Below are 21,577 nucleotides of genomic sequence, written 5' to 3'. Positions count from 1 at the left end.
GACTAGCGCTAATAAACTATTGGTTAGCTATATTTAACTTTGACGACATACCAAAACCAGCATACAGCATTATACCCCTTCGTCTTTTGTACTATTTTTCTCAATAAAACATTACTCAGTCCAGATCTATTCTGACATCATTGGCATTGCAAAGGAGAACACGCAATAAAAGGAAAACCTTTCCAAATCCTACTTATACTTCTCGCTTCTACCTATTGCGACGTTGACAAATGCTGAAAAGCAAGAGGAAAGCTCGGATTTAGGAACTACGACCTTAATTGGAATTCTGGATCTCAGCACAATTGATGAAGGCCACTTAACCTCTCCAAATTTGGCTAGAAGTCTTCCATACTCCTGGCAATACGAAGCGACAATTTGATAAATATTGGAACGGGAAACGCACTCTATTCGAGCTTATAGACACCCCAAATTCGCATCATTAACAAAATGAATATTGCTATTCATAAATTTAGTGCTGGAGCGTATCATCGGTTTCAAACATAGGATCAAGAGGGAGAGGCTATCCTAACGATGCCGCAAAGTATGGCCAACCTATGATCGCTCCACACGTATTTAAAGGCGTTTCGAAACACATACAATCAGCTATTCCCACTAAAGAGCTTTAAAAAACACAGCCTAAGGACATGAAATATGAGCAGGGATCCAAAAAAACCATATATAAACACGATAAACGCTTTATTATTGTTATGCTTATCCCAAACTGCCCTTGCGCGAGGCATCCCTCATGTTGTTGTCGATATTGCACGCGGTGATACGGTGGTCATAAAATCACGCACAGAAACAGAGCGATGCAAAGACAAACTAGAGATATCTATTCGAGACTTCTCTGGTAGTAGTCCCTCAGGAACACTGGTTCGTACCGAAGTGGTCAATGAGCAACTTGATACAACTCTATACGAAGCAGAAGGAATGAAGGCGGCAAACAATATTATCTTTTGCACCACAGAGGATCAAATTGAGTACCTGAGAGTTATGTGGTATTACGAAGGAAAGAGTAAAAGTAGAATATATGTAAAAAGAATTGAAAACATTAGGGAAGGACTAAAAAGGCAATAACAGTATAATAATTCCTGAAAACACCAAAACCACATTGAGACATAAAACCATAAGAACTGAAAAACGACATGCTTTTATTGACTTTATTTATCCACCTATTATTAGGATACAACATCTGCATCTGGCTTGTACGTAAAAGCCCTCTTCGATCATCAAAAGGAAGAGTTTTTCTATACTCTATAGCCACGTCAGCAATATCTATCCCTACGACAATATTGCTATTTATTTTTACCCCAGGATTAAACGGCTTACCCGGTAGTTTTATGGAAGGAGCGCTATTCATCACACTGCCATTATTTTTTATAGTTTTCACAGTGATTTATTGCTTTGTAGCAAAGCTAATCATTAATCAAAAGAGCAAAAACTATCAACAAGAATCAGAATAGCTACTTGAAACTCTAGAGGGAAGTAGTCAACTCAAAGACAATCATCGAAACTTTAATATCACCAAAGTTCACCGAATCGAAGGCATCCCGAAAAAACAACGCCTTCGAATCATCATATCACCCCTCCCCTTCTACATTGGATTACATCTTTCGACATTACCAGTAGGATGAGACTGTATATCACCATACTCATTATATAGGGTCGGCCTCCACCCCAAAGGCAGATCTACAGTAGAAGCACTTCTTTGCCAATAAACAAAACCGTGTTCTGTGCGAGTATCCGTTACTGTATTAGCCTGAGTGCCGTTAAAGCTAAAACCATCGTAAGAACATGTTTGATGTAGATTATCTGGGCTGCTCATATCCACCTTAACACCGCCATGACCCACAATATAATGCTGAGGAAATATCGCATTATTATTTGAGTCAATAAAATTCAGATGTTGATAGAGGTGTTGGTGGCCAAGCAAAAATAACGAGGGCGAACACTTTCCAGCCAAACACAATGGGCCACGTTCTGTTGTCGCATCGCTTAATGCGTTGCGCACTCCAGTATCACCAGTATGAAAACTGCCACTATAATAAAGCAGGTCATATGCAGGAATATGCGTTAACCACCAAACACTTTTTGGCCCTGCAGGTTCGCGGGTCATGTTTATCGCATTTTGGTAGTGGCGGGTTAAGCTTTTTGCCTTGTCATCGTTGGTATCAATAATGACAAAACGATGCGGCGCATTGTTCGATTGCAAACCACCAACAGCAACATCAAAGAACCAGGGAGAAAGGCTTTCTACGCACTCATTTTCTGATTCAGTTCCAAACAGTTGAAAATACCCTCGACCAAAATAGCCACTTTGACACATCTCATGATTACCGCGACCAAACACCCAAGGCGCCTCTAGAAGCAATGGTTGTGCAGCGGGGAAGAAATCTTTTTGCCAATATAACCAGCTGTCTGTACTGACTTCTTCTTCCAAAAAATATCGATAGTCTCCAACATGTAAAACCAAGTCAGGATTTAATGCCGCAGCTGATTCAGCAATTGTAGATAGAGGCCAACTTTTTTCATCACAAGCTTGCATCATGCGAGCGGAACTGTTCTTTGGCAAACCACGACAGCCAGTATCCCCTATGCTTATCGCCGTTATTTCCCCTTTTTGACGTTGTCCAATCGAACCGGGGCCGTACACCATCGCAAAAGAGTTATCCGCCTTACCCGATGTAAAGCCTTTACCAACGGTTTGCCTGGTATCGCCTTCAACCAATTTTGAGTCAAGCCGCACAACGGCGCCCTTGTACTCAAGGCGTGCGGCAAACCACTGAGTTTTTAACGAATCAGGAACAGATACTTCACATACCGTTATATCATTAAAAGGGTTGTCTGTATTTATGCGCGGCTGGAGTTTGATTTCCGGCATGTACATCCATGTCGTATTTTTTTGCTTTTTTATTGACACGGAAAACACACTGCAAACAGAAGGGTCGGCATTCGCACCCACCACAAAACGCATTGCCACTTGCGGCAAAATCAAACCGGTTAATGCGTTATCTGACGACTCCCCAACAACTTGACTCCATACAGCTAATACACGTGGAGGTTCGGATAAATGACTCTCAGTAACAGACGAGTTATTTTTCTGCACAGATGTAGGGGTACAGGAAACAATAAAAACACTTAAGGCGAGAACGAATAATATTGAAAAATGGAAGTGATTTTTTATCATAAGATTTTCTCTATAACCTAACGAGGTCAATCATTGGGCCACTATCCGTTTAGTAAATACAGGAAAACACGCCCCGAACCAACAGCGCCACCAACATCATTATGTTTTATCAGCAAGTATAACTGGGCATCGCGTACTTGCATTTTCAATAGAGAAGTAATGTTAAATTTAGCAATTATATTTTTTATTTGGCACCCGAATATCTATTTCCCCTTATTCAACCAACAGAAAATCTTTTCTATTTTGGCCTGACATATCAGAATACACATAATCCAAGCCCCAAACAGAATGAGCTTTATTCAACACACAGCTTGCCAACACTTCATATAAGTATCAATAACCAAGTTCCGTGGAATGAAACACACCTGATTCGTCAGTTTTATTTTTGTGACCACCGTACATATACCCCATTCACTATTGCGTAATACAATGCCAATACCAACACATATCGGCAGCATATTGTTAAGCGAGAGTCGACAAGTTCAACACCGAGCAATATTAACGCTCGCTTAATTAGTACCTATTCAAACGAATGAGATACGCAAGGGCTGGACATATTTATTTCGTGTTGGATAAAACGTTATTCAGGAGAGCGCTAAGTGGCTTTGTACTCAGGAAAAAAAATATTTTTACTATTACTTTGTATCAGCATGCTGGGTTGTGGCGGCGGCAATAGCGAACAAAGCGCTCCGGGAACATCTCAACCCACTTCTCCACCTCCTCCCACCGATCCAACTCAACCAGAAAACCCCGACGCTTATGGCAGCGAGCCCATAATATTCTGGCCCAAACCCGCATATGCACACCCAGACATACCATTCGACTTCACGATGATTGCAGCCGATATGGAAAATAACACGATTATCTATCAACTAAAAAACGCCCCCTCAGACATGAGCATAGATTCCCAAGGGAAAATTTCCTGGCCAGCTCAATATCAAACTAAGAATGTTGATTTTTCGGTATTGGTGGACGATGGGCGCCAACAACCAATCGAAATCCCAGTTCATTTATCCGTTGATAGCAGCCAATTTTTATTTGTCTCGCCTACAGGAGATGACACAAATGACGGTTCAATAAACACGCCGTTTAAACGAATCGACAAAGGTCTGAAAGCATTAGCCGAAAAGGGTTATGGTCATTTAATGATTCGCGGCGGAACCTATCAGGAAACTTGGAATTGGGAAGTCAACGGCGTTAGAGCACCAACTTTTGGCGCAGCAGGTAGTGCGGATAAACCTTATATTGTGTCCAGCTTCCCAGGAGAAATGGCCATTCTGGATACAGCAGGCGGACATGGTTACTGGAGTTACAACGCAAGTTTTTGGTTATATAAAGACCTTGAAATAAAAAACGCAGGGATCGGCGAAAGAGGCGGCATGATGGTTACCCATACATCGAACGCAGCCCAGAATATTACCGTCCGGGATTCGAACTGGTCTCGTAGTGAGAACTGCACAGGTTTCTATTTAAACGGTAGCCAAGCAATCTGTCATCGGTGTAAAGCGTTTAATAATTACGATCGAAACTCTGACCACTGGAACAGCAGCAATTATCTGGTTTACACATCAGGGCAATCATCCGATGCGTATATTTTGGATAGCTATTCAGAAGGAAGTATTAGCGGATATAAAATTAAGCATTCAGGCCCGGGGAAACTGCTTATTCATAACAGCAAAGATGTCGGAAGCCATATTGGTTTTGGCGGCATGGATGACGACTCATCAATTACCTTTAATACCTTTGTGAACAATAAAACCGCGCTCTTACTCGGTATTACCGACCCTCATCCTCCATACACTCAGGGCAATATTCGGGTAGCCCACAATACCGTAGTGGAACCCGCTGATGTGGGTATTGAAATCCAAACCAGTTACGGTGCGGAAAAAAAAGTATTTATCGAAAATAACGTATTCCAATCCGCAGCTGGCTTTAGCAACCAAGCAAACTCCCCACTGGCAATAAGAGTCTGGGAATATACCAACAGCACAAATCTAAATGAGGAATTTGTACAAAGCAAAAATAACTGCTGGATATCCTCATCAAACGATATTGCTTTCAAATGGGGGAATGAAGAAGCCTATGACTTCGCTAGCTGGCAGCATATGGGGAAAGATACACAATCTCTTTGGACAGATGTATTGCTTGATGAGAACTACCGAATTACAAACCAATCACCGTGCTATTGAGAGCACTCACTTACTCAACGGAAACAAAAAAGCCCCATCCTTTCGGATGAGGCTTTTTTGTTTTATATGGCGCGCTCGAGAGGATTCGAACCTCTGACCGCCTGGTTCGTAGCCAGGTACTCTATCCAGCTGAGCTACGAGCGCGTACTCATTTGAGGGCGCGTATGTTAGTAATTTGCTGGCGCGGAGTCAAGCAGAATTATCGGGTTATTTTTGATATCACTATTTGACTCTCGATGACTGAGGGCCCACACTTTGGCCCTTTCTCTCTAACCCGATACTTGGAGACCCAGGTGAAAAGTAAACCCGCAAAACTTCACCAATCAAAAAATATTGCCCTGGTAGCCCACGACAACAAAAAGAACGAGCTTTCTCAATGGGTAGAAAGCCATAAGAAAGAGCTTGGGGCTCACCGCCTATTTGCTACCGGCACAACCGGTTACAAACTGGAGAAAGAAACCGGGCTTCCGGTAGTGAAGTACGTAAGCGGCCCGCTTGGCGGCGACCAGCAAATTGGGGCCAAGATATCTGAAGGGGATATCGATGTTCTGATTTTCTTTTGGGATCCGTTTGAACCCATGCCTCACGACCCGGACGTAAAAGCCCTACTGCGCATCGCTGCCGTTTGGAATATCCCTGTCGCCTGTAACCCCTCGTCCGCAGACTTTATTATCTCTTCGCCGCTGATCGGTCAGCCCTATGAGCGCCAGGTTCCAGATTACGACGCGTATATTCAAGAAAGAACATCATAGTTTTTATGGGCCACCTCGACTGGTGGCCACAAACGGTTTTTAGAAATGCAGGGTGATACTGGCTCCGTAGCCAAAATACGTGTCGGTATTGGTGTGAATCAGATTTTTAGCTTCAATATTGAAGTAGAAGCTATCCCCGACAACCAGCCCGCCACCAATGCCATAAGATAGCCCGTTTGACGTGTTGGTCACTTGTGTGCCGTCCTCAAATTCTGAGGTCACACTCATTCTCGCAGTGCCCAGCAGCATATAGAGTTTGGCGATATCGTTTTTCAACTCTGCGCGATAATAAATCGACTCGAAGTGATCAATATTTGCTTCAACCACATCCTCTTCACCAGAAACCGGATCCTCTCGAACCAGGACATTTTCACCTCTCACAGAAGCGCCAATTCGGCTTTCTACCCCCAGCAGGGAGTTATACCGGTACCCGATAATGCCTTCGACAACTTTAAATTGCACTTCTTTGTCATAGGCATCCTGCAGGCCTATTTTGGTTAGCATGGTACTGCCACCGATGTACACACCCCGATCCGGCCCTGCCAACACAGGCATAGCAAACAGCATAAGGCTCGCTGCAACAATTATGCTTTTCAAGTAACCACCTTTATTGTTTTACTTTTTACGTAAAGATACAGAAGCCCTATGAGATAAGAAAGACTCCTGACGCGTGTTAAATCACAGAATTTAATGATGACAGTTAGAGCGCAGGGTGCAGCAACTTGCCGTCAGATTCAAAGTCAGTACGCCGAAACTCGATGTTTTCCAAGTCCGCGCGACCAAACCAGCAGGAGTTGGTGCTTAAGCGAAGATTCCAGTTTTGCTGCTCTTCGGGCTGGGTGGTATAAAAAGCTTCCGGCGAGATCACTGCAGCATTGACTCCGCCTTCAAAACGGGCAGAAGGATACCAAAAGAAGTGCGCACCAGCCTCCCTGATTTTACTGCCAAGTTGTTGCGAGAACTCCCAGGAATCTGGTGATTTTATTTTTTCCCGGTCTTGTTCGAAAACACCTGAACACAGATCCAGAGCCTTTGAGCTAGCCAGTTTTACCGAAAATGCGGTTCGCTGATCGCGGATGTACTCCAGCGGACCAAGCTCTTGCAAACCTCGTTGAAACAGCCATAAGTAAACTGCCGATTCTGCGAAAGCAGTCTGTATATCTGCGGCGGCGTAAAAGATTCCCCGTTCGTGAGTACTTCCAAACCTGGAACCATAACGGAGAGGGGGATAACGAAAAGGGGTCATGAGCAGATAGGACAATCCGCCACAATCTGATGGAACTTTGGGTTTAGAGGCATCCAGTAGCTCCTCTAAACGGTGCTGTTCTGCAGAGGATTGGGTGATGTCCCTTGTGGCTGCAACCTCTTGTGTTTCCACTACTCGCCACACAAGGCCAATCTGGAGAGACAAATGTTTTTCTATTTCCATTAAATCCGACCGCGCATTGCGTCCAAGTACCAAACCAGTTGAGAAATACCGTCTACTTTTTGAATCAAATCGTTCGGACACTCCCCTGAAAAGTGCTTATTAGGGGTAGACATCCAGTGCTTCATTGAGGCGTTATCCCCACCAACAATGGCGAATAATGCCCGATATATTCGAATCACCATTAATGACAGTTCAAATGGTTTATTACCAGGAACTGCACCGCCACTTTTCATCCGAGCCACAGTTGGAACGGAGACACCAATCGCATTAGCAAGCTGCTCTCTCGTTAGGCCTAACGCTTCCGCAGCACCTATTACGCTCTTCCCTACCAAGGCTTCATCAGATATCGCAAGTGTTGCTGTCATAAACTCACCTCAATGACAAATCACAGGACACATTAAAGATAACAATGTATCCCATGATACATATCGTACAAAAAATAACAATAGCCAAAAACTACAGAATCACGAAAACCAGGTAGCCAGGTAAAAAGCAATGAGAGAGACAAAGGAACACTCTCCCCCCTGAAACGACCAGAGGAGAGCGATGAAAGGACAGTAAGTATTTACTTCAAAGAGGAGTAATACGCTGAAAGGTTCGCAATATCATCGTTAGTCAGCATTTTGGCAAAGCCTTGCATGGCAGGGTCTTTGCGGGTACCACTACGGAAATCTTTTAGCTGCTTCTCCAGGTACATGGTATTTTGCCCGGCTAAGTGCGGGTATAGAGGAATCGCGGCCTTGCCTTCGGGGCCATGGCAGCTCTTACATAGCTGATCCGCTTTGGTTTTACCCGCTGCAACATCCGCCGACAGTGCCGGAAGACTCCCCCCACCCAAGACAACAACCCCAAGCGCCAGTATCATTTTTTTCATGCAATCTTCTCCTAACATCAGAATACAAATCTTATTCACTCCTACCTTCCAGGCATATGATATACGACAGACAGAAACAGATATGTACTCAACCTAATAGAGATCAACCTCATTCCACAGTTACCGATTTTGCCAGGTTCCTTGGTTGGTCGACGTCTGTTCCGCGCATAACCGCCACATGATAAGACAACAGCTGCAAAGGTATGGTGTAAATAATGGGCTCTAATATAGAAGGAACATGAGGCAAAGAAAACACCAAGCAGTTTTCATCCGCCTCAAAACCTGCGGTTTCATCAGCAAATACATAGAGCTTGCCACCTCGTGCTCGCACCTCTTCCAGGTTGGCCTTGAGTTTCTCCAGCAACTGATTGTTGGGTGCAACGGTGATCACCGGCATATTGTTATCCACTAATGCCAATGGGCCATGCTTTAATTCACCCGCCGGATACGCTTCAGCATGAATATAGGAGATTTCCTTGAGCTTTAATGCGCCCTCCAAGGCGACCGGGTATTGAATCCCCCGCCCTAAAAACAATGCATGCTCCTTATCAATAAATTCCTCACTGATGGTTTCGATTTCCTGGTTGAGCTTAAGTACCTTGTCACACAATTCAGGTAACTGCTGCAAAGCGCCAACCCATTCCGCTTCCTTCTCAGGTGTCAGGCCTTTACGCCGTCCAAGCACAATCCCGAGTATCTGCAGTGCCGCAAGTTGAGTGGTAAATGCCTTAGTTGAAGCCACACCGATTTCCGCTCCAGCCAGGGTCATTAGCGTAAGGTCAGACTCTCGAACAATCGAACTATTGGCCACATTACAAATAGCCAGAGTCGCCAACACACCTAAATCCTTTGCTATTCGCAATGCAGCCAAAGTGTCCGCCGTCTCCCCTGACTGGGAGATAGTGATAAACAGGGAATTAGGGGGAGTAATCACTTTTCGATAGCGGAACTCGGAAGCAATATCCACATAACAGGGGATATTGGCCCATTCTTCAAAAATATACTTCGCCACCACCCCCGCATGATAACTGGTACCGCAGGCCACAATCTGCACAGCATCTACCCGATCAAAGATTTCCGCAGAATGTATACCAAAGGCTTCTTCCAGTACCTTGGTGTCACTTAAACGCCCTTCAAGGGTTCGTTTAATCGCCACCGGTTGTTCATTGATTTCCTTCAACATGTAATGACGATACTCACCTTTGTCGCTGTCATAGGTGGTATCGGATATTCGGGTGGTTTTACGATCAACCAACTGGCCTTCGGCATCAAAGATCGCCAGACTATTTGATGTCAAACGAACCAGATCCCCCTCTTCCAAATAGATGAACCTATCCGTTACCGGACGCAACGCAATTTGATCTGAAGCGACAAAATTCTCTTCGATCCCCAAACCAACGACTAAAGGGCTGCCGCTTCTGGCGGCAACCAAAGTATTGGGCTCTTCCACACACACCGCCGCAATGCCGTAAGCGCCACGCAATTGCACCACAGTTTGGCGTAATGCAAGGATCAGGTCCCGAGCAGTTTTATATTCTTCATTCAGTAAGTGAGCAATGACTTCTGAGTCCGTTTCCGATTCAAAAACATAACCCTTACCTTCAAGCATGGACCTCACGGATTCATAATTTTCGATAATACCGTTGTGTACAACGGCAACCAGATCAGATTTATGCGGGTGGGCATTTTTTTGACTCGGCTCGCCATGTGTGGCCCATCGAGTATGGGCAATGCCAATGCTGCCACGGAAGTTTGCCTCGAGTAATTGTTCCTCAAGACTGTGTACTTTACCCGCCGCCTTATTTAACAAGAGCTGACCGTCGGAACCTATTGACGCCATTCCAGCTGAATCGTATCCGCGATACTCCAGGCGTTTTAAACCTTCGAGCAGGATACTAACCACATTTCTCTGAGCTACTGCACCCACAATGCCACACATAATTCTGTCCTCTGAAAAACTGGCGATACCTTCAGTAAAGACCGAAATAGCGTCATCCGCAGTAGCAGGCAGACGTTTTGCCTCAATAAATAAAAATCTATTGCTTAGTTAAAATTTTTATCTATAACAGCCTATATTTATAGATTGAAGCAAACTTAACTTCTCACCCGAGACACGAATAAGCACACATGGAATTACAACAAGAAGTGACAGACTACTGCCCGTATTGCGGAGAAAAAATTACTTTGTTAGTCGATGCAAGTAATACAGAGCAAAACTATATTGAGGATTGCGAAGTCTGTTGTCGACCAATAAACATTCACATAGAGGTTTCATCTGACGGCAATATTAACCTATCACTGGCGCACGAGAACGAATGTTAACGAGGTAAAGAATCAAAAAAAACCACACCCAATTAGGATCTATACTAAAAACTAGCATTCTTTTGTTTATATGAGTTCTAACGATTGAGAATTTTTCAGCCTAAAGATCACGACACCCGAGTTTTCGAAAACTCCATCGGTCTCAGATTATTACGCTATGTATTTGGCTGCTATCTGATTGTGACCATCGTTGTCACAACCGCTCAACTACTGGCAGAATATTCTCACGTTAAAAAAGGCATTTTCGTCGAACTGGTTGGCCTGGAACAAACCTTCAAGCACAGTATTGCTGAATCGGTCTGGACCTTCGATAGCATTCAACTGAGCTCAACCCTCAAAGGGATGAACGAAATCGACTTTGTCGTCGGCGTAAAGATTGTCGATACCAGAGGTCAAATACTGGCGTCTATCGGCACCTACGACAACAACGCCGATAATACTCACCTTCTATCCAAAATACCTGAGCAAAATATCAAACACAAGAAGACCCAAACGAACTCGGGAAGCAAGGTGTTATACGAGTACACTTTTCCAATTATTCACGATAAAAACAACTTATCCCAGAACCAATATATTGGTTACGGACATATCTACTCAGATAACGATACCGTAATGGAGCGGGTTAAATATGGTTTCATCCTGATCATTATTAACTCTGTCATCAAGACCCTCGCACTCTGGTTGATTTTTCTCTATTTCACACGGAATATTTTGGCAGTACCGTTAAGAGAACTGGCCGAACGAACACGAGACCTTACCCCGTCAAATGTCAAGAAAGAAACCGATGACAACCACTACGGAGATGAACTCGAGTGCCTGGCCATAACCTTCGATAACATGCGAGAGGCCATACTGGAGAAAATCAATATTATTGAAACCCACAATCAAACCCTTGAAGACAGAGTCAACCAACGTACTGCTGATCTACTGAAACTCAATGAAGACTTATCGAACACACTGGAAGAACTCAAATCAACGCAAGAGAAATTAATTCAATCCGAAAAACTGTCTGCACTTGGCTCACTGGTTGCAGGAATATCCCACGAGTTAAATACGCCTGTCGGCAATGGTTTAACAGCCATAACGTTCCTCAACAGCGCCACTCAGTCCATTCAGGATAAGATGAAAAAAGGTATAACCAAAACCGAATTAGATTCTTATCTAAATGAAATGAAAGAAGGCGCAGAGATTGTAGAAACCAGTTTAAATCGAGCCTCCTCACTCATTAGCAGCTTCAAGCAACTCTCCATCGACAGGGTCACATCACAACGACGAACCTTTATGATTGACGAAGTCATTCACGATATTAAGCGCGCCTTTATGCCGCAACTTCGGGAACACGGAATACAGCTTGATGTGCACTTACCCTACCCCATTGAGCTTGATAGCTACCCCGGCCCATTAGGTGAAGTGATAGACAGCTTAATACAGAATTCCATTGCGCATGGATTTAAAGAAAAAGAGTCTGGCGTAATTAAAATCAGCATTCACGAATCAGCCGGAAAAGTGTTTATTGATTTTAAAGACGATGGCATCGGTATTGAAGAGAAAAATATTGGTAAGGTTTTTGATCCATTTTTTACCACCACCCTTGGACAAGGGAATAATGGTTTGGGCTTACATATTATCCATAATATTGTGACAGGCCCCTTGGGCGGAAGCATTATTATTGAATCAGAGCCCGGCGTTCATACCACCATTCATATGGAATTTCCGAAAAAATCTCCACGAGAAGAAACAGAATCGGCCGCTTAAGCTTAAGTGCTTGCTTTTATTTTACTTAACAAAAAACCAACGGAATACAGCGAGAAATATGACCGGACTTGCCCGCTATGCCATCCAAAAAACATCCAAGTGGTTTAGTTAAGAAAAGAAAAACCTTTCCATTGGAAATAAATAGTTCAGACCGAATAAAAAAACCCGCCGGGATCCTCCGGCGGGTAATCTAAGACAGCAAAGGTACTCGTACCGTTATTTTGTAGGGTTGAGTCCCATTGCCTGCAAAGCTTTGAAGAAGTTTTCTTGACGTTTATCCAAGCCATCAACCGGACCGCTGATTGGACACGTTTTATCTGGACAACCACGGTTTACAATACCGGAGATATCATCGATAAACTTGGTACCAACCAAACCACCGTCAACATAAGCTTTAAGCTGTTCGAAATAGTTCCAGTCAGCATAAGTACCGCCAACATCGTTGTAGCCTTGAACTTCATTCATCCAGTAGAAGATACCTGCAATCCACTTAATTTCACCGTGCTCTTGCGTACTACACACAAGCTCAGGATTGAAACACAAATCCATGTCGGCATAGAGTGGACTTTCTGGCGCAGCCTTCACATCAATACCTTCAACCGTTGTACCTACGATATCCGGATCAACATGGCTTCGTCCCATGAAGTGGTTCAACTTACCGAAGTTGTATCGTCCAGTGGTTTGGATAACACCACGGCCCCACCAACCACAACCTTCAAGCGATTTCTGTGCAGAACCATCCCACACAAATTTACCGGCTTTCTGGTCTTGGTAGCTGGCGCACGACTCACGCAAGTACACTTGTTTGGATGGATCGAAGGTGGGTTTATCACCGTAGCAATCCTGGTTGTCACCGTAATTCCAGTAACCCACATTGCCATTCACTAACAAGCCCAAATCATTCAATACACGATCAGGAGCAACAAACAATGGAGCAGGTGCGCCGTACCATTTCGCATGAGTAATCGCTGTCATTTCCATTTTGGGGTTGCGAGGACAAGAGTAAGGCAAGTCGTTACCGGTTGCAGGGTTCACCCCATACTCTTCGTAGTTTTGCTGTAACTGTCCACAAGAAGCGGAAAGAGGATAATTCACTGGATCGCCAGTATTAATCGACCAGTTATTTTCATCACACGCATCGTATTGGATGGTTTCCTTCATACTTTGTGCAAGGAACGAAGCAATCGCCACCTTGGCGTATTTGATGTTAGTTGCATCATCCACACCTGGTTCGGTTAACCAGAACTTCACATTTTCAACGCCCACGTTGTGCATGGAGTTAAGTGCCGCCAGGAAGTCATTCCACTTATAAATCGTAGAAGGAATCCAAGAGTTATCTGGCAATTGAGTCAAGAAGACTTCATTGTTCATCTTGGTTTCCAGGCTTTCCAACTCTGTATTCAATGCAGGAAGTGACGTAATGGGGGTTGTAGCAGCGCCACCGCCAACATAGTAAAGAGGAACGCGTCCTTTAGTTTGGTAAGACACCACTTTATTTTTCAGCCAGTTGTTATCACCAGGGCCATTGGTCGCAATAGGCACAACAGCCGTAGTCGAACCACCACCCCACATAATGGAGAACACATTGCTGTAAGCTGCTCGACGCAATTGGCTCACACCCCAATCGTAATTAGGTGTTTGTTGCAACAATGCCTGAACAGAAGTTGCTCCGTCATAAATGGTTGCATTCAACGGAATGCTCAACACTTCACTGCGGATGTTGGAAATATCTTTACCGACATTTTTATCGCCCATGAAGTAAGTGGCACCACTGGCAGAATGATTCGCTAAGTCGTATGTACCGATGTCTTCACCAACGGTTGCCATATGGCCACCTGGGATTTGCCAGATCATGGCAGGGGTATCGATATAGTCGGTAATCTGCTTAACGTAGTTGAGATAGTTTTCCCACTCTTTTGCACCGAAAGCATAGTTGCCACGTGCAGCAGGAGAGAAGCCATCGCGCTCATACTTATCAAAGGTCAGGAAGTCTGGACGGAACTCATCATTGTCATAAGCACCGATAAACTCAACAAACCCGGCAGTACTTTGTGAGGCCGCATCCCAAACAGCTTGTTGACCAGAGTAGTCTGTGTGTACCCAGTTTGCGCTACCGGGGTTCCACAAATTTACTACCCAACCAAATGCCACATCCGGGCTGAAACGTGTCATCACCAAGTTTTGTGATTTCACCCAACCTTTAACGTTGTCTTCAATTAGAGTGTCGATCTCGGTTTGCAACGCAGTTAGATCATACAAAGTACTGAGCGACTGAGCGCCATTAACTTTGTAATCCGCTTCTTTGGTTATCGCTTCTTTCAATGCTTGTTTAACCAAAATGGGTGTCCAGGCACTGGCATCACCGTAAGCCGCCTTAAACATTGACGTCCGGCTTGCTTGCCACTCTCCAAATAAGTCCGCATTTAATACAACCGAGCCGGCAGAAGCATCATTTGCGTCTTTGCTCGCCTGCATTGCAGCACTCATACGAATCAAGTTTTGATAGTGCATGACCAAATTGTCGTAAATCAGAATATCTTCTGATGCGACACCACCACCGCTGGCGTTCGCCGTATAAACCACCATGGTTGGGTTTACATCGCCACCACGGATTTGCTCGATATCGTTTGCCTGCTGAATAGTTTGCAAGGTCACAGTTGGCTCGATCACCGCACCACGGTTACCCGCACCATCACCAGCATATTTGAAGATTGCATCCACTTGAGAAGACGCTAAATCAGCATTACGAGAGAAGCTATTATCGGTAATTGTTCCCATCGCCAGATATTCTGGCCAGCCATGTACTTTAAGGCTGACAGGGTCTGCGCGGTTTGGAAGCGTTGAGCCACCACCGGAGGAACTTGAACCACTGCTGGAAGAAGAACTGGCACAGGAGAAACTGAATGTCCACGATCCATCACTGCCAGGAACAGAAGCGGTCCACCAGTTTGCTGTGTACGCAGAACCTTCGTGCTGCATTTTATCGCCGGCGTTGGCGTGGCTTGGGTTACCCTGCCAATCTGTTTGCGGCCAATCCGGGTACGCATTAATACCATCACACGCGCTACCACCCGAACTGGAAGAGCTTGAACTGCTGCTCGAAGATGAGCTGGAGCTACTTGAACTGGAGGATGAGCTGGAACTGCTTGATGAACTGGACGAGCTGCTTGAGGAGCTACTGGAACTCGAAGAAGACGAGCTGGAACTGCTACTTGAAGAAGAACTGGAGCTTGAGCTTGAGCTTGAGCCACAGTTTTCCAGGAATTCCCAGGATTCGTCACTACCGGGAGCGGATTGAGTCCACCATTTCGCTTTATAAGCAGCACTTTGGTAAACCATGACATCGCCACTCGCCGCATGGCTTGGATCGCCCTTCCAGTCTACCTGCGTCCAGTTAGGGTAAACATTTGCATCGCAATTACCCACCGCTTGAACTTGGCTCGTCACCATAGCGCTCAATGCGATAGGAATAGCGACACAGAGTTTGCATCGTTTAGAAATAGACATTGCTATTCTCCTAGAGAAAGCCACTACGCAAAAACGCGATCGCGATTTAGCCAATGGCGGTTGCATTGTTAATTGTTATTAGAGTTATTCGGTGGGCTACAGCCCCAACCAAGAAAACCCGATGGAGTGAATCGGATTTCCTAGCTGGACTGCACTTAGGTCAGGCATATTTATTCGTAGTTATTCATTGCCATGAACCAATCTTGCCAAAACACAGTTCCAGCCCAACCGAGGTTAGCGCCTTCGGTAAAAATTTTGTGTGACCCTTGCACGGGTTTTTACGAGAAACACGGAACAAAATAAAAAAACATTTAAAATCAATAAGTTAAATACTTATAATCAATTTATATTTTCACGAACAGCAACCAAATAAGAAAAAAATCGATCTATCTGGATGAAAAATCAGAACCTATAAGGAGGTGTTTTTGGAAGAATACGAAAAAGACGTTGAGTAGATAGAGCATTAGCAAGTGCAGCATCCAGGCTAGCACTCGCTATTTAACAATCTTCAGTCACCCCATTTCTTCATATAAAGGAGGCGATAAGATTTGCCATTTTAAGGGACGAAACAAGAGAAAACACAACTCTGGCAAAAGAGCCTGCTGAATGTAATTCATACAAGCCCGAAAAGCAGTACCAGCCCCTACTTTCCTTTAGTCACCTTCTCCAACTCAATCCATGCACCATCATTCAGCCTGCTCAATTGCGCCGCTTTCATGAAAGCATAAATTTCAAGCGTTTCCTCAGCTGCGACAGGCGATTTTTTACTACGAAAGAACTGAACAATCTGCTCCACCAGAGGACGATAACCTTCAAACGGCCCGACATTTACCACACCCTCGCGGCCATAAGCCGTGCCACCATAGAACTGTGCGCCATTTCTATCGGTTCTGACCGTACCAATTCGACCGTCTTGCCACTCGCCGATAATCATATCGCTGTGCTGGCCAATAATTCTTTTCACCCGCTTACATCCCGGCCCCATCAAGGTGTAAACAGTCTCCACAGCATGAATGCCATACCAGTAATAGTCACTATGCTGAGCCTCTTCATAGTACGGGCTATAACCATCGGCACCTAACACCTCCCCAACCAAGTTCTGGTGACGAACCGCCTGGGCTTTACTTTGGTAACGAAGTGCTGAAGCCGAAAAAACAGGAACCTGATGTTTTTTGGCCAGTGAATATATTTGCACAGATTCAGGAAAATCCGCCGCAATGGGTTTATCCAGAAATATCGGCAACCCAGCTTCGATAACGGGTTTAATTTGTTCCAGGTGCAAAAGTCCATCGTTGGTGAGTAACATCACTCCGTCCACTTGTTTTAATAAAGCTTCAATGGAATCCACCAGAACAACGCCATAACCCTGAATTTCTTTGCTGAACTGCACAATTTCCCTGGCATTGCGCTCCATCCGGGTAGAACCGTAAGGGTAGGCTGCTACCACACGGACATCAGACATTGTTGCGTCCTGAGGGTCATTGATCATTGTGGTAAATGCAGTGCTGTGCATAGTATCCAGGCCAATAATTCCCAAACGTAATTCATCCGCTTGAATACTGGAAACGTAAAACAAAGAAAAAATACAGACACTGGCAAGCCTGACGCAATAGTAGAAAACGGTTTTCATAAGCCCCCCTTAATGGGAAAAGAAAAAACCCAACCTAACGGCTGGTCATTATCATTCAACGCCAAGCACTTCAGGAGACAAGAAGGTTAAACGATATTTTTTTAATTTTTAAAACAATATTAGAAAAATTTAATTCTATAAAACAGTAAGAGAAAAAGCGGTCAACAAAACAAAAAGTCGACTCCAGTCAAAAAGCGCACCTAAACTGCCAACTATTCATACCGGTCGTAACAAAAAAATGATAGCATCGGCAAACCTTTGCACCAGATTTAATTAATTTCATAAACGCGGCCTAGAGCACGACTCACGATACAAGAAAACATCGCTATAAAGCGTTCAACGTAATAAATATATAGCCCATAATTTTTACTACTAACTAACATAAGATATAAGAATTGGAAATTAACAGTGGATGAAATTCTTTTTTCTCTTGAAGGGAAAAAGCAACGTGTAAAGCACCTGAATTTTTCTGAATTAGAACAAAATATTGGTTTAATCATTGGACAAAACCTGAAAAAGTACAGAGAACTACGGGGTTACACGCAACATCAACATGCTGAGCTGCTGGGCGTTTCAATATCTCAATACCGGAAATACGAGGCCGGCATTGATATACCGAAGTACCACACTTTATGCCGCTGGACGCTTTGGACAGGCTGCAGCTTATATAGCCTAATACGCGGTAGCCAGTATTCCGACCTTTTCCCAGACCAGCTTACCTCCTGGCGGTTAACACCGTTTAATTTTTTACTCGGTCGTTTAAAACAGGAACCGTTTAACGCCCTCCTGCAACTTATCTATTCCCTTGGTTTTGTTGAGGATGTTCATGTTTTTAAAACACTCCCTGAACCGAAACAAATGATAAATATCGAAGCCGCATTTGAGCAGATTGAGCAGAACACCTATCTGATCATTGCTGAGAACCTTCGAAAATTTCGCGCAGAACAGGAACTGTCGCAGGAACATATCGCAGATTTACTCGGGGTAAATTTGAATACCTACCGCAGTTACGAAAGCCTCACCTCACCGCCCAAGTTTTCCTACCTTATTGCCATTCGATTTATTTTGGTATTTGGTCGGCATATGTCTTCACTAATGCCAGACACCCATTTCGCCATTTTTCTGCGGCACTATATCCATAGACTCAGCCATATTGCCCCAATTCTTTATGCTGTGTCCGACGCTCAACACAAGCAATTGGAAACCATTTTTAAATCCATCGAAGGGATAGCTAAAGATAACCCGCTATATCTATTCTAAGATTCGGTATTGAATACCAGAGAAGAATCCCTGGCAGACAGAGGCAATCCCTCAAAAATCCCTCTGTCTATCTTGTCCCTTGGTGAATTTACCTCGCCCACATCAATTCATTTTTCCTATAAAAATCAGTAAGTTAAGCTATTCGATACGCCCCTACATGATATCCTCAACCATACCCGCTATCCCGCGACCGGTTCCTGTTTCTAAAATCCGCCACTCATGGATTGGAATTACCACTAGTAAAGGATTCATCAGTCCAGCCATGCTGGACGGACTCAAATCAATAACAATAACAACGAGGAAATTTCATGCGGATAAGAAAATACCCCACACTACTTACATCGCTCGGCATCGGTCTGGCCATTAGCGCAAATAGTATTGCTTACGACTGCACTAACCTGGCAGGCTATTCCGATACAGCAAACTATGTTGTGGGCAACCAAGTCACAAATATAAACAACCAATCGGAACACCATGCTTACGAATGCACCAACGGTTGGTGCAGCATTGGCGGCCCATACGAACCCGGCGTGGGTTGGGCGCAGGAATATACCTGGAAAGATCTTGGCGTTTGCAGTGGAAGCTCGAGCAGCTCAGGCTCTTCTTCCTCAAGCACCTCTTCTTCCAGCTCATCATCGAGCAGCAGTTCAAGTTCATCCAGTAGTAGCTCCAGTTCGTCCAGCAGTAGCTCTTCCGGTGGCGGCAGCTGCGCAACACTCAGTGAGTGGAATGAAACCACAGCCTATTTGGGTGGAAGTGAAGTTAAACATATCAATACTCACTATAAAGCCAACTGGTGGACTCAAAACCAAAACCCGGAAACAAACAGCGGCCCGGTTGGAGCAGGAAAACCCTGGACAGCGATCGGTACTTGCAGCACATCCAGCAGCAGCTCCTCGTCATCTTCGTCGTCTTCGTCCTCCTCCAGCAGCAGTTCCAGTTCCGGTGGACATGTCGGCCCGTATTTATCCGATACCCATATTGGCGGGCGCCTTGTCGATGAAGGCGGCACCATCACCTATGGTTGGCCCGGTGTGTATTTCGAAGGTAACTTCACCGGTACCAGTGTCGGCCTGGGCTTTTTGGCAGACGGCAACAACCATTACGATATTGAGATCGACGGGCAGTTCCATAGCAAGCTGGTTAACCCTGGCACCACCACACACTGGATCACTGGTTTAACTGACGGCCAGCACAGTATACGTGTCGGTAAGCGCACTGAATCGGTTTGGTCTATCAGTCGTTTCTCCGGGTTTATCGCCGGTAATGGCGGAGAAATACTTCCACCCCCCGCCCCAAAAACTCGCCAAATCGAGTTTATTGGTGATTCATACACGGTTGGTTATGGCGTTGAATCTACTGGTAGAACCTGTACTGGAACGGAAATCACCGCGTTCACTAACACGAACATTTCCTTTGGTGCATTAACGGCGAAACACTTTGATGCGGATTACCATATCAACGCATATTCCGGACTAGGGTTGGTGCGAAACTACTCGGGTAACCAACAAAATCATAATTACCAAACCTATGCGCTCAGCGCACTCCCCCACGACGGCACTAATATCTGGCAGCGGCCTGCAAGTTGGCAGCCGGATGTGGTGGTGGTCGGTTTAGGAATCAATGATTTTTCCACCTACGTTGGCAGTGGAGAGCCCTGGACTCAAGACTCGCTACGCGTACAGTTTAAATCTGACTACCATAACCTACTTGACCGTGTTCGAATCGATTACGGCCCGGATGCACTTATTGTGTTAAGTGCCACACCGTTACAAACCGGCAACTTGTTTAAGGATACGGTCAATGAGATCGTCACCGAACGACAACAAGCCGGGGACAACCGTATCGCTTTCTGGTTTTACTCCACGTTGGACAGCATGGGTTGTCAATGGCATCCATCCAAAGCGGATCATGTAACCATGTCACAAGAGCTTATCAATATCATTAACAGCAACAATATGACTTGGTAATTCCAGCTTGGTGCAGAGTGCAATATGACTCTGCACCTTTTTTATCAACAGAATCCAAACAAAAAAGCGCCCGTTGGGACGCTTTAGCGTGAATAATCAGTATGCGGCTACATGACTCCGCCAGGATGTTTTAATCCGTGTAGGAACAGTGGGTAGATGCATTACTCGTAGCAATCCAGGAATACACCTCTCTGCTCGCTGTATCGCTTACTAATACAGCTTCACTGGGCACGGTCACATCATCAACCCAACGATCACCTGGGTCATTGGGCGAACAGGATAAAACAACAATATCGTTCACGTTACAGGTCATAGAACATGTTCTTGGTCCAGCATGATTATCACGATTCCCAATAACCCGACATGCTTTTCCTGAATTAACACACCACACTTCACTTTCTGCTTGCATGGTATTGTTTCCACCGGAACCGATAGAGATTGTTACTTGCTGGGCGAAAGCATTCGCACATGCAGCGGAAGCCAAAACACCAAAAACTACAGATTTTATCAACGAGCTTACTTTCATAACGACTTTCCTTAAGTTGCTTTTCGTACTAACTATTTTTAATTTAATTAAAGAACGAATAAAGCCCAAAACCGTCGGGCGCAACAATAATACTTAACAATCCAATTTCTCATAAATGATACCAGCGCCAAAAAAAATCATTTTAGAAAAGTGTTTGCTAGCGCACAGAGTAATAT

17 protein-coding genes and 1 tRNA gene are annotated in these 21,577 nt (G+C 44.7%); 7 read left to right on the top strand and 11 right to left on the bottom strand.

Annotated elements, in window-relative coordinates; all coding sequences use genetic code 11:
• The first annotated feature begins 651 nt into the window (after positions 1 to 651).
• On the top strand, positions 652 to 1,077 hold the full coding sequence (locus tag P5V12_RS02515) for a hypothetical protein (RefSeq protein ID WP_316955658.1): 426 nt from the start codon (positions 652 to 654) through the stop codon (positions 1,075 to 1,077).
• Here P5V12_RS02515 and P5V12_RS02510 read toward each other — a convergent pair.
• Both P5V12_RS02510 and P5V12_RS02505 read right to left on the bottom strand, forming a co-directional pair.
• The gene (locus P5V12_RS02510; RefSeq protein WP_316955657.1) at positions 1,052 to 1,390 is read right to left on the bottom strand and encodes a hypothetical protein; all 339 of its coding nucleotides are present in this window, start codon (positions 1,388 to 1,390) and stop codon (positions 1,052 to 1,054) included. The genes P5V12_RS02515 and P5V12_RS02510 overlap by 26 nt on opposite strands.
• A gap of 204 nt (positions 1,391 to 1,594) precedes the next feature.
• Positions 1,595 to 3,187, bottom strand: coding sequence for a metallophosphoesterase (locus P5V12_RS02505; protein ID WP_316955656.1), 1,593 nt, complete (start codon positions 3,185 to 3,187; stop codon positions 1,595 to 1,597).
• 599 nt (positions 3,188 to 3,786) lie between these two features.
• Between P5V12_RS02505 and P5V12_RS02500 the strand changes: the two genes are divergently transcribed.
• Positions 3,787 to 5,376: a hypothetical protein gene (locus tag P5V12_RS02500; RefSeq protein ID WP_316955655.1), complete on the top strand. Its 1,590-nt coding sequence runs from the start codon at positions 3,787 to 3,789 to the stop codon at positions 5,374 to 5,376.
• A 67-nt stretch (positions 5,377 to 5,443) separates the two neighbouring features.
• On the opposite strand, the gene P5V12_RS02495 is transcribed toward P5V12_RS02500, so the two are convergent.
• Positions 5,444 to 5,520 (bottom strand) — tRNA-Arg (locus P5V12_RS02495).
• A gap of 149 nt (positions 5,521 to 5,669) precedes the next feature.
• Here P5V12_RS02495 and P5V12_RS02490 point away from each other — a divergent pair.
• On the top strand, positions 5,670 to 6,128 hold the full coding sequence (locus P5V12_RS02490) for a methylglyoxal synthase (protein ID WP_316955654.1): 459 nt from the start codon (positions 5,670 to 5,672) through the stop codon (positions 6,126 to 6,128).
• A 39-nt stretch (positions 6,129 to 6,167) separates the two neighbouring features.
• Here the strand turns inward: P5V12_RS02490 and P5V12_RS02485 are convergent, their stop codons facing one another.
• The 5 genes from P5V12_RS02485 to glmS form a co-directional block, all read right to left on the bottom strand.
• Positions 6,168 to 6,725: an outer membrane beta-barrel protein gene (locus P5V12_RS02485; protein WP_316955653.1), complete on the bottom strand. Its 558-nt coding sequence runs from the start codon at positions 6,723 to 6,725 to the stop codon at positions 6,168 to 6,170.
• Between the two features lie 103 nt (positions 6,726 to 6,828).
• Complete coding sequence (locus P5V12_RS02480; protein WP_316955652.1) at positions 6,829 to 7,557, bottom strand: RES family NAD+ phosphorylase; 729 nt, start codon at positions 7,555 to 7,557, stop codon at positions 6,829 to 6,831.
• The gene (locus tag P5V12_RS02475) at positions 7,557 to 7,922 is read right to left on the bottom strand and encodes an XRE family transcriptional regulator (protein ID WP_316955651.1); all 366 of its coding nucleotides are present in this window, start codon (positions 7,920 to 7,922) and stop codon (positions 7,557 to 7,559) included. Before P5V12_RS02475 ends, P5V12_RS02480 begins: the two co-directional genes overlap by 1 nt.
• A 200-nt stretch (positions 7,923 to 8,122) precedes the next feature.
• Complete coding sequence (locus P5V12_RS02470) at positions 8,123 to 8,431, bottom strand: cytochrome c (RefSeq protein WP_316955650.1); 309 nt, start codon at positions 8,429 to 8,431, stop codon at positions 8,123 to 8,125.
• Between the two features lie 109 nt (positions 8,432 to 8,540).
• Complete coding sequence (glmS, locus tag P5V12_RS02465; RefSeq protein ID WP_316955649.1) at positions 8,541 to 10,370, bottom strand: glutamine--fructose-6-phosphate transaminase (isomerizing); 1,830 nt, start codon at positions 10,368 to 10,370, stop codon at positions 8,541 to 8,543.
• Positions 10,371 to 10,558: 188 nt separating this feature from the next.
• On the opposite strand from glmS, the gene P5V12_RS02460 reads away from it, so the two are divergent.
• Both P5V12_RS02460 and P5V12_RS02455 read left to right on the top strand, forming a co-directional pair.
• The gene (locus P5V12_RS02460) at positions 10,559 to 10,753 is read left to right on the top strand and encodes a CPXCG motif-containing cysteine-rich protein (RefSeq protein ID WP_316955648.1); all 195 of its coding nucleotides are present in this window, start codon (positions 10,559 to 10,561) and stop codon (positions 10,751 to 10,753) included.
• 84 nt (positions 10,754 to 10,837) lie between these two features.
• Positions 10,838 to 12,508: an ATP-binding protein gene (locus P5V12_RS02455; protein ID WP_316955647.1), complete on the top strand. Its 1,671-nt coding sequence runs from the start codon at positions 10,838 to 10,840 to the stop codon at positions 12,506 to 12,508.
• Between the two features lie 216 nt (positions 12,509 to 12,724).
• Here the strand turns inward: P5V12_RS02455 and P5V12_RS02450 are convergent, their stop codons facing one another.
• Positions 12,725 to 16,015 carry a cellulose-binding domain-containing protein gene (locus P5V12_RS02450; protein ID WP_316955646.1) on the bottom strand — a complete coding sequence of 1,097 codons (3,291 nt, stop codon included), beginning with the start codon at positions 16,013 to 16,015 and terminating at the stop codon, positions 12,725 to 12,727.
• A gap of 643 nt (positions 16,016 to 16,658) precedes the next feature.
• Entirely contained in the window at positions 16,659 to 17,645 is a 987-nt protein-coding gene (locus P5V12_RS02445) for a Gfo/Idh/MocA family protein (protein WP_316955645.1), read from the bottom strand.
• 408 nt (positions 17,646 to 18,053) lie between these two features.
• Between P5V12_RS02445 and P5V12_RS02440 the strand changes: the two genes are divergently transcribed.
• Together P5V12_RS02440 and P5V12_RS02435 are read left to right on the top strand one after the other, a co-directional pair.
• Entirely contained in the window at positions 18,054 to 18,905 is an 852-nt protein-coding gene (locus P5V12_RS02440) for a helix-turn-helix transcriptional regulator (protein WP_316955644.1), read from the top strand.
• 308 nt (positions 18,906 to 19,213) lie between these two features.
• Positions 19,214 to 20,875 (top strand): SGNH/GDSL hydrolase family protein, encoded by a 1,662-nt coding sequence (locus P5V12_RS02435; protein WP_316955643.1) that lies wholly within the window; start codon positions 19,214 to 19,216, stop codon positions 20,873 to 20,875.
• A 130-nt stretch (positions 20,876 to 21,005) separates the two neighbouring features.
• Here the strand turns inward: P5V12_RS02435 and P5V12_RS02430 are convergent, their stop codons facing one another.
• Complete coding sequence (locus P5V12_RS02430; protein WP_316955642.1) at positions 21,006 to 21,401, bottom strand: hypothetical protein; 396 nt, start codon at positions 21,399 to 21,401, stop codon at positions 21,006 to 21,008.
• Positions 21,402 to 21,577 lie beyond the last annotated feature (176 nt).

This window comes from Teredinibacter sp. KSP-S5-2 (assembly GCF_032773895.1).
Lineage (GTDB): Bacteria > Pseudomonadota > Gammaproteobacteria > Pseudomonadales > Cellvibrionaceae.
Note: the sequence above shows the minus strand (reverse complement) of the source record. Positions and strands in the feature narration are given on the sequence as shown.

Coding starts and splice junctions, on each gene's coding strand:
- P5V12_RS02515 (WP_316955658.1), top strand. CDS start 652: ATGAGCAGGGATCCAAAAAAACCATATATAAACACGATAAACGCTTTA.
- P5V12_RS02505 (WP_316955656.1), bottom strand. CDS start 3,187: ATGATAAAAAATCACTTCCATTTTTCAATATTATTCGTTCTCGCCTTA.
- P5V12_RS02480 (WP_316955652.1), bottom strand. CDS start 7,557: ATGGAAATAGAAAAACATTTGTCTCTCCAGATTGGCCTTGTGTGGCGA.
- P5V12_RS02475 (WP_316955651.1), bottom strand. CDS start 7,922: ATGACAGCAACACTTGCGATATCTGATGAAGCCTTGGTAGGGAAGAGC.
- P5V12_RS02470 (WP_316955650.1), bottom strand. CDS start 8,431: ATGAAAAAAATGATACTGGCGCTTGGGGTTGTTGTCTTGGGTGGGGGG.
- glmS (WP_316955649.1), bottom strand. CDS start 10,370: ATGTGTGGCATTGTGGGTGCAGTAGCTCAGAGAAATGTGGTTAGTATC.
- P5V12_RS02460 (WP_316955648.1), top strand. CDS start 10,559: ATGGAATTACAACAAGAAGTGACAGACTACTGCCCGTATTGCGGAGAA.
- P5V12_RS02450 (WP_316955646.1), bottom strand. CDS start 16,015: ATGTCTATTTCTAAACGATGCAAACTCTGTGTCGCTATTCCTATCGCA.
- P5V12_RS02445 (WP_316955645.1), bottom strand. CDS start 17,645: ATGAAAACCGTTTTCTACTATTGCGTCAGGCTTGCCAGTGTCTGTATT.
- P5V12_RS02435 (WP_316955643.1), top strand. CDS start 19,214: ATGCGGATAAGAAAATACCCCACACTACTTACATCGCTCGGCATCGGT.
- P5V12_RS02430 (WP_316955642.1), bottom strand. CDS start 21,401: ATGAAAGTAAGCTCGTTGATAAAATCTGTAGTTTTTGGTGTTTTGGCT.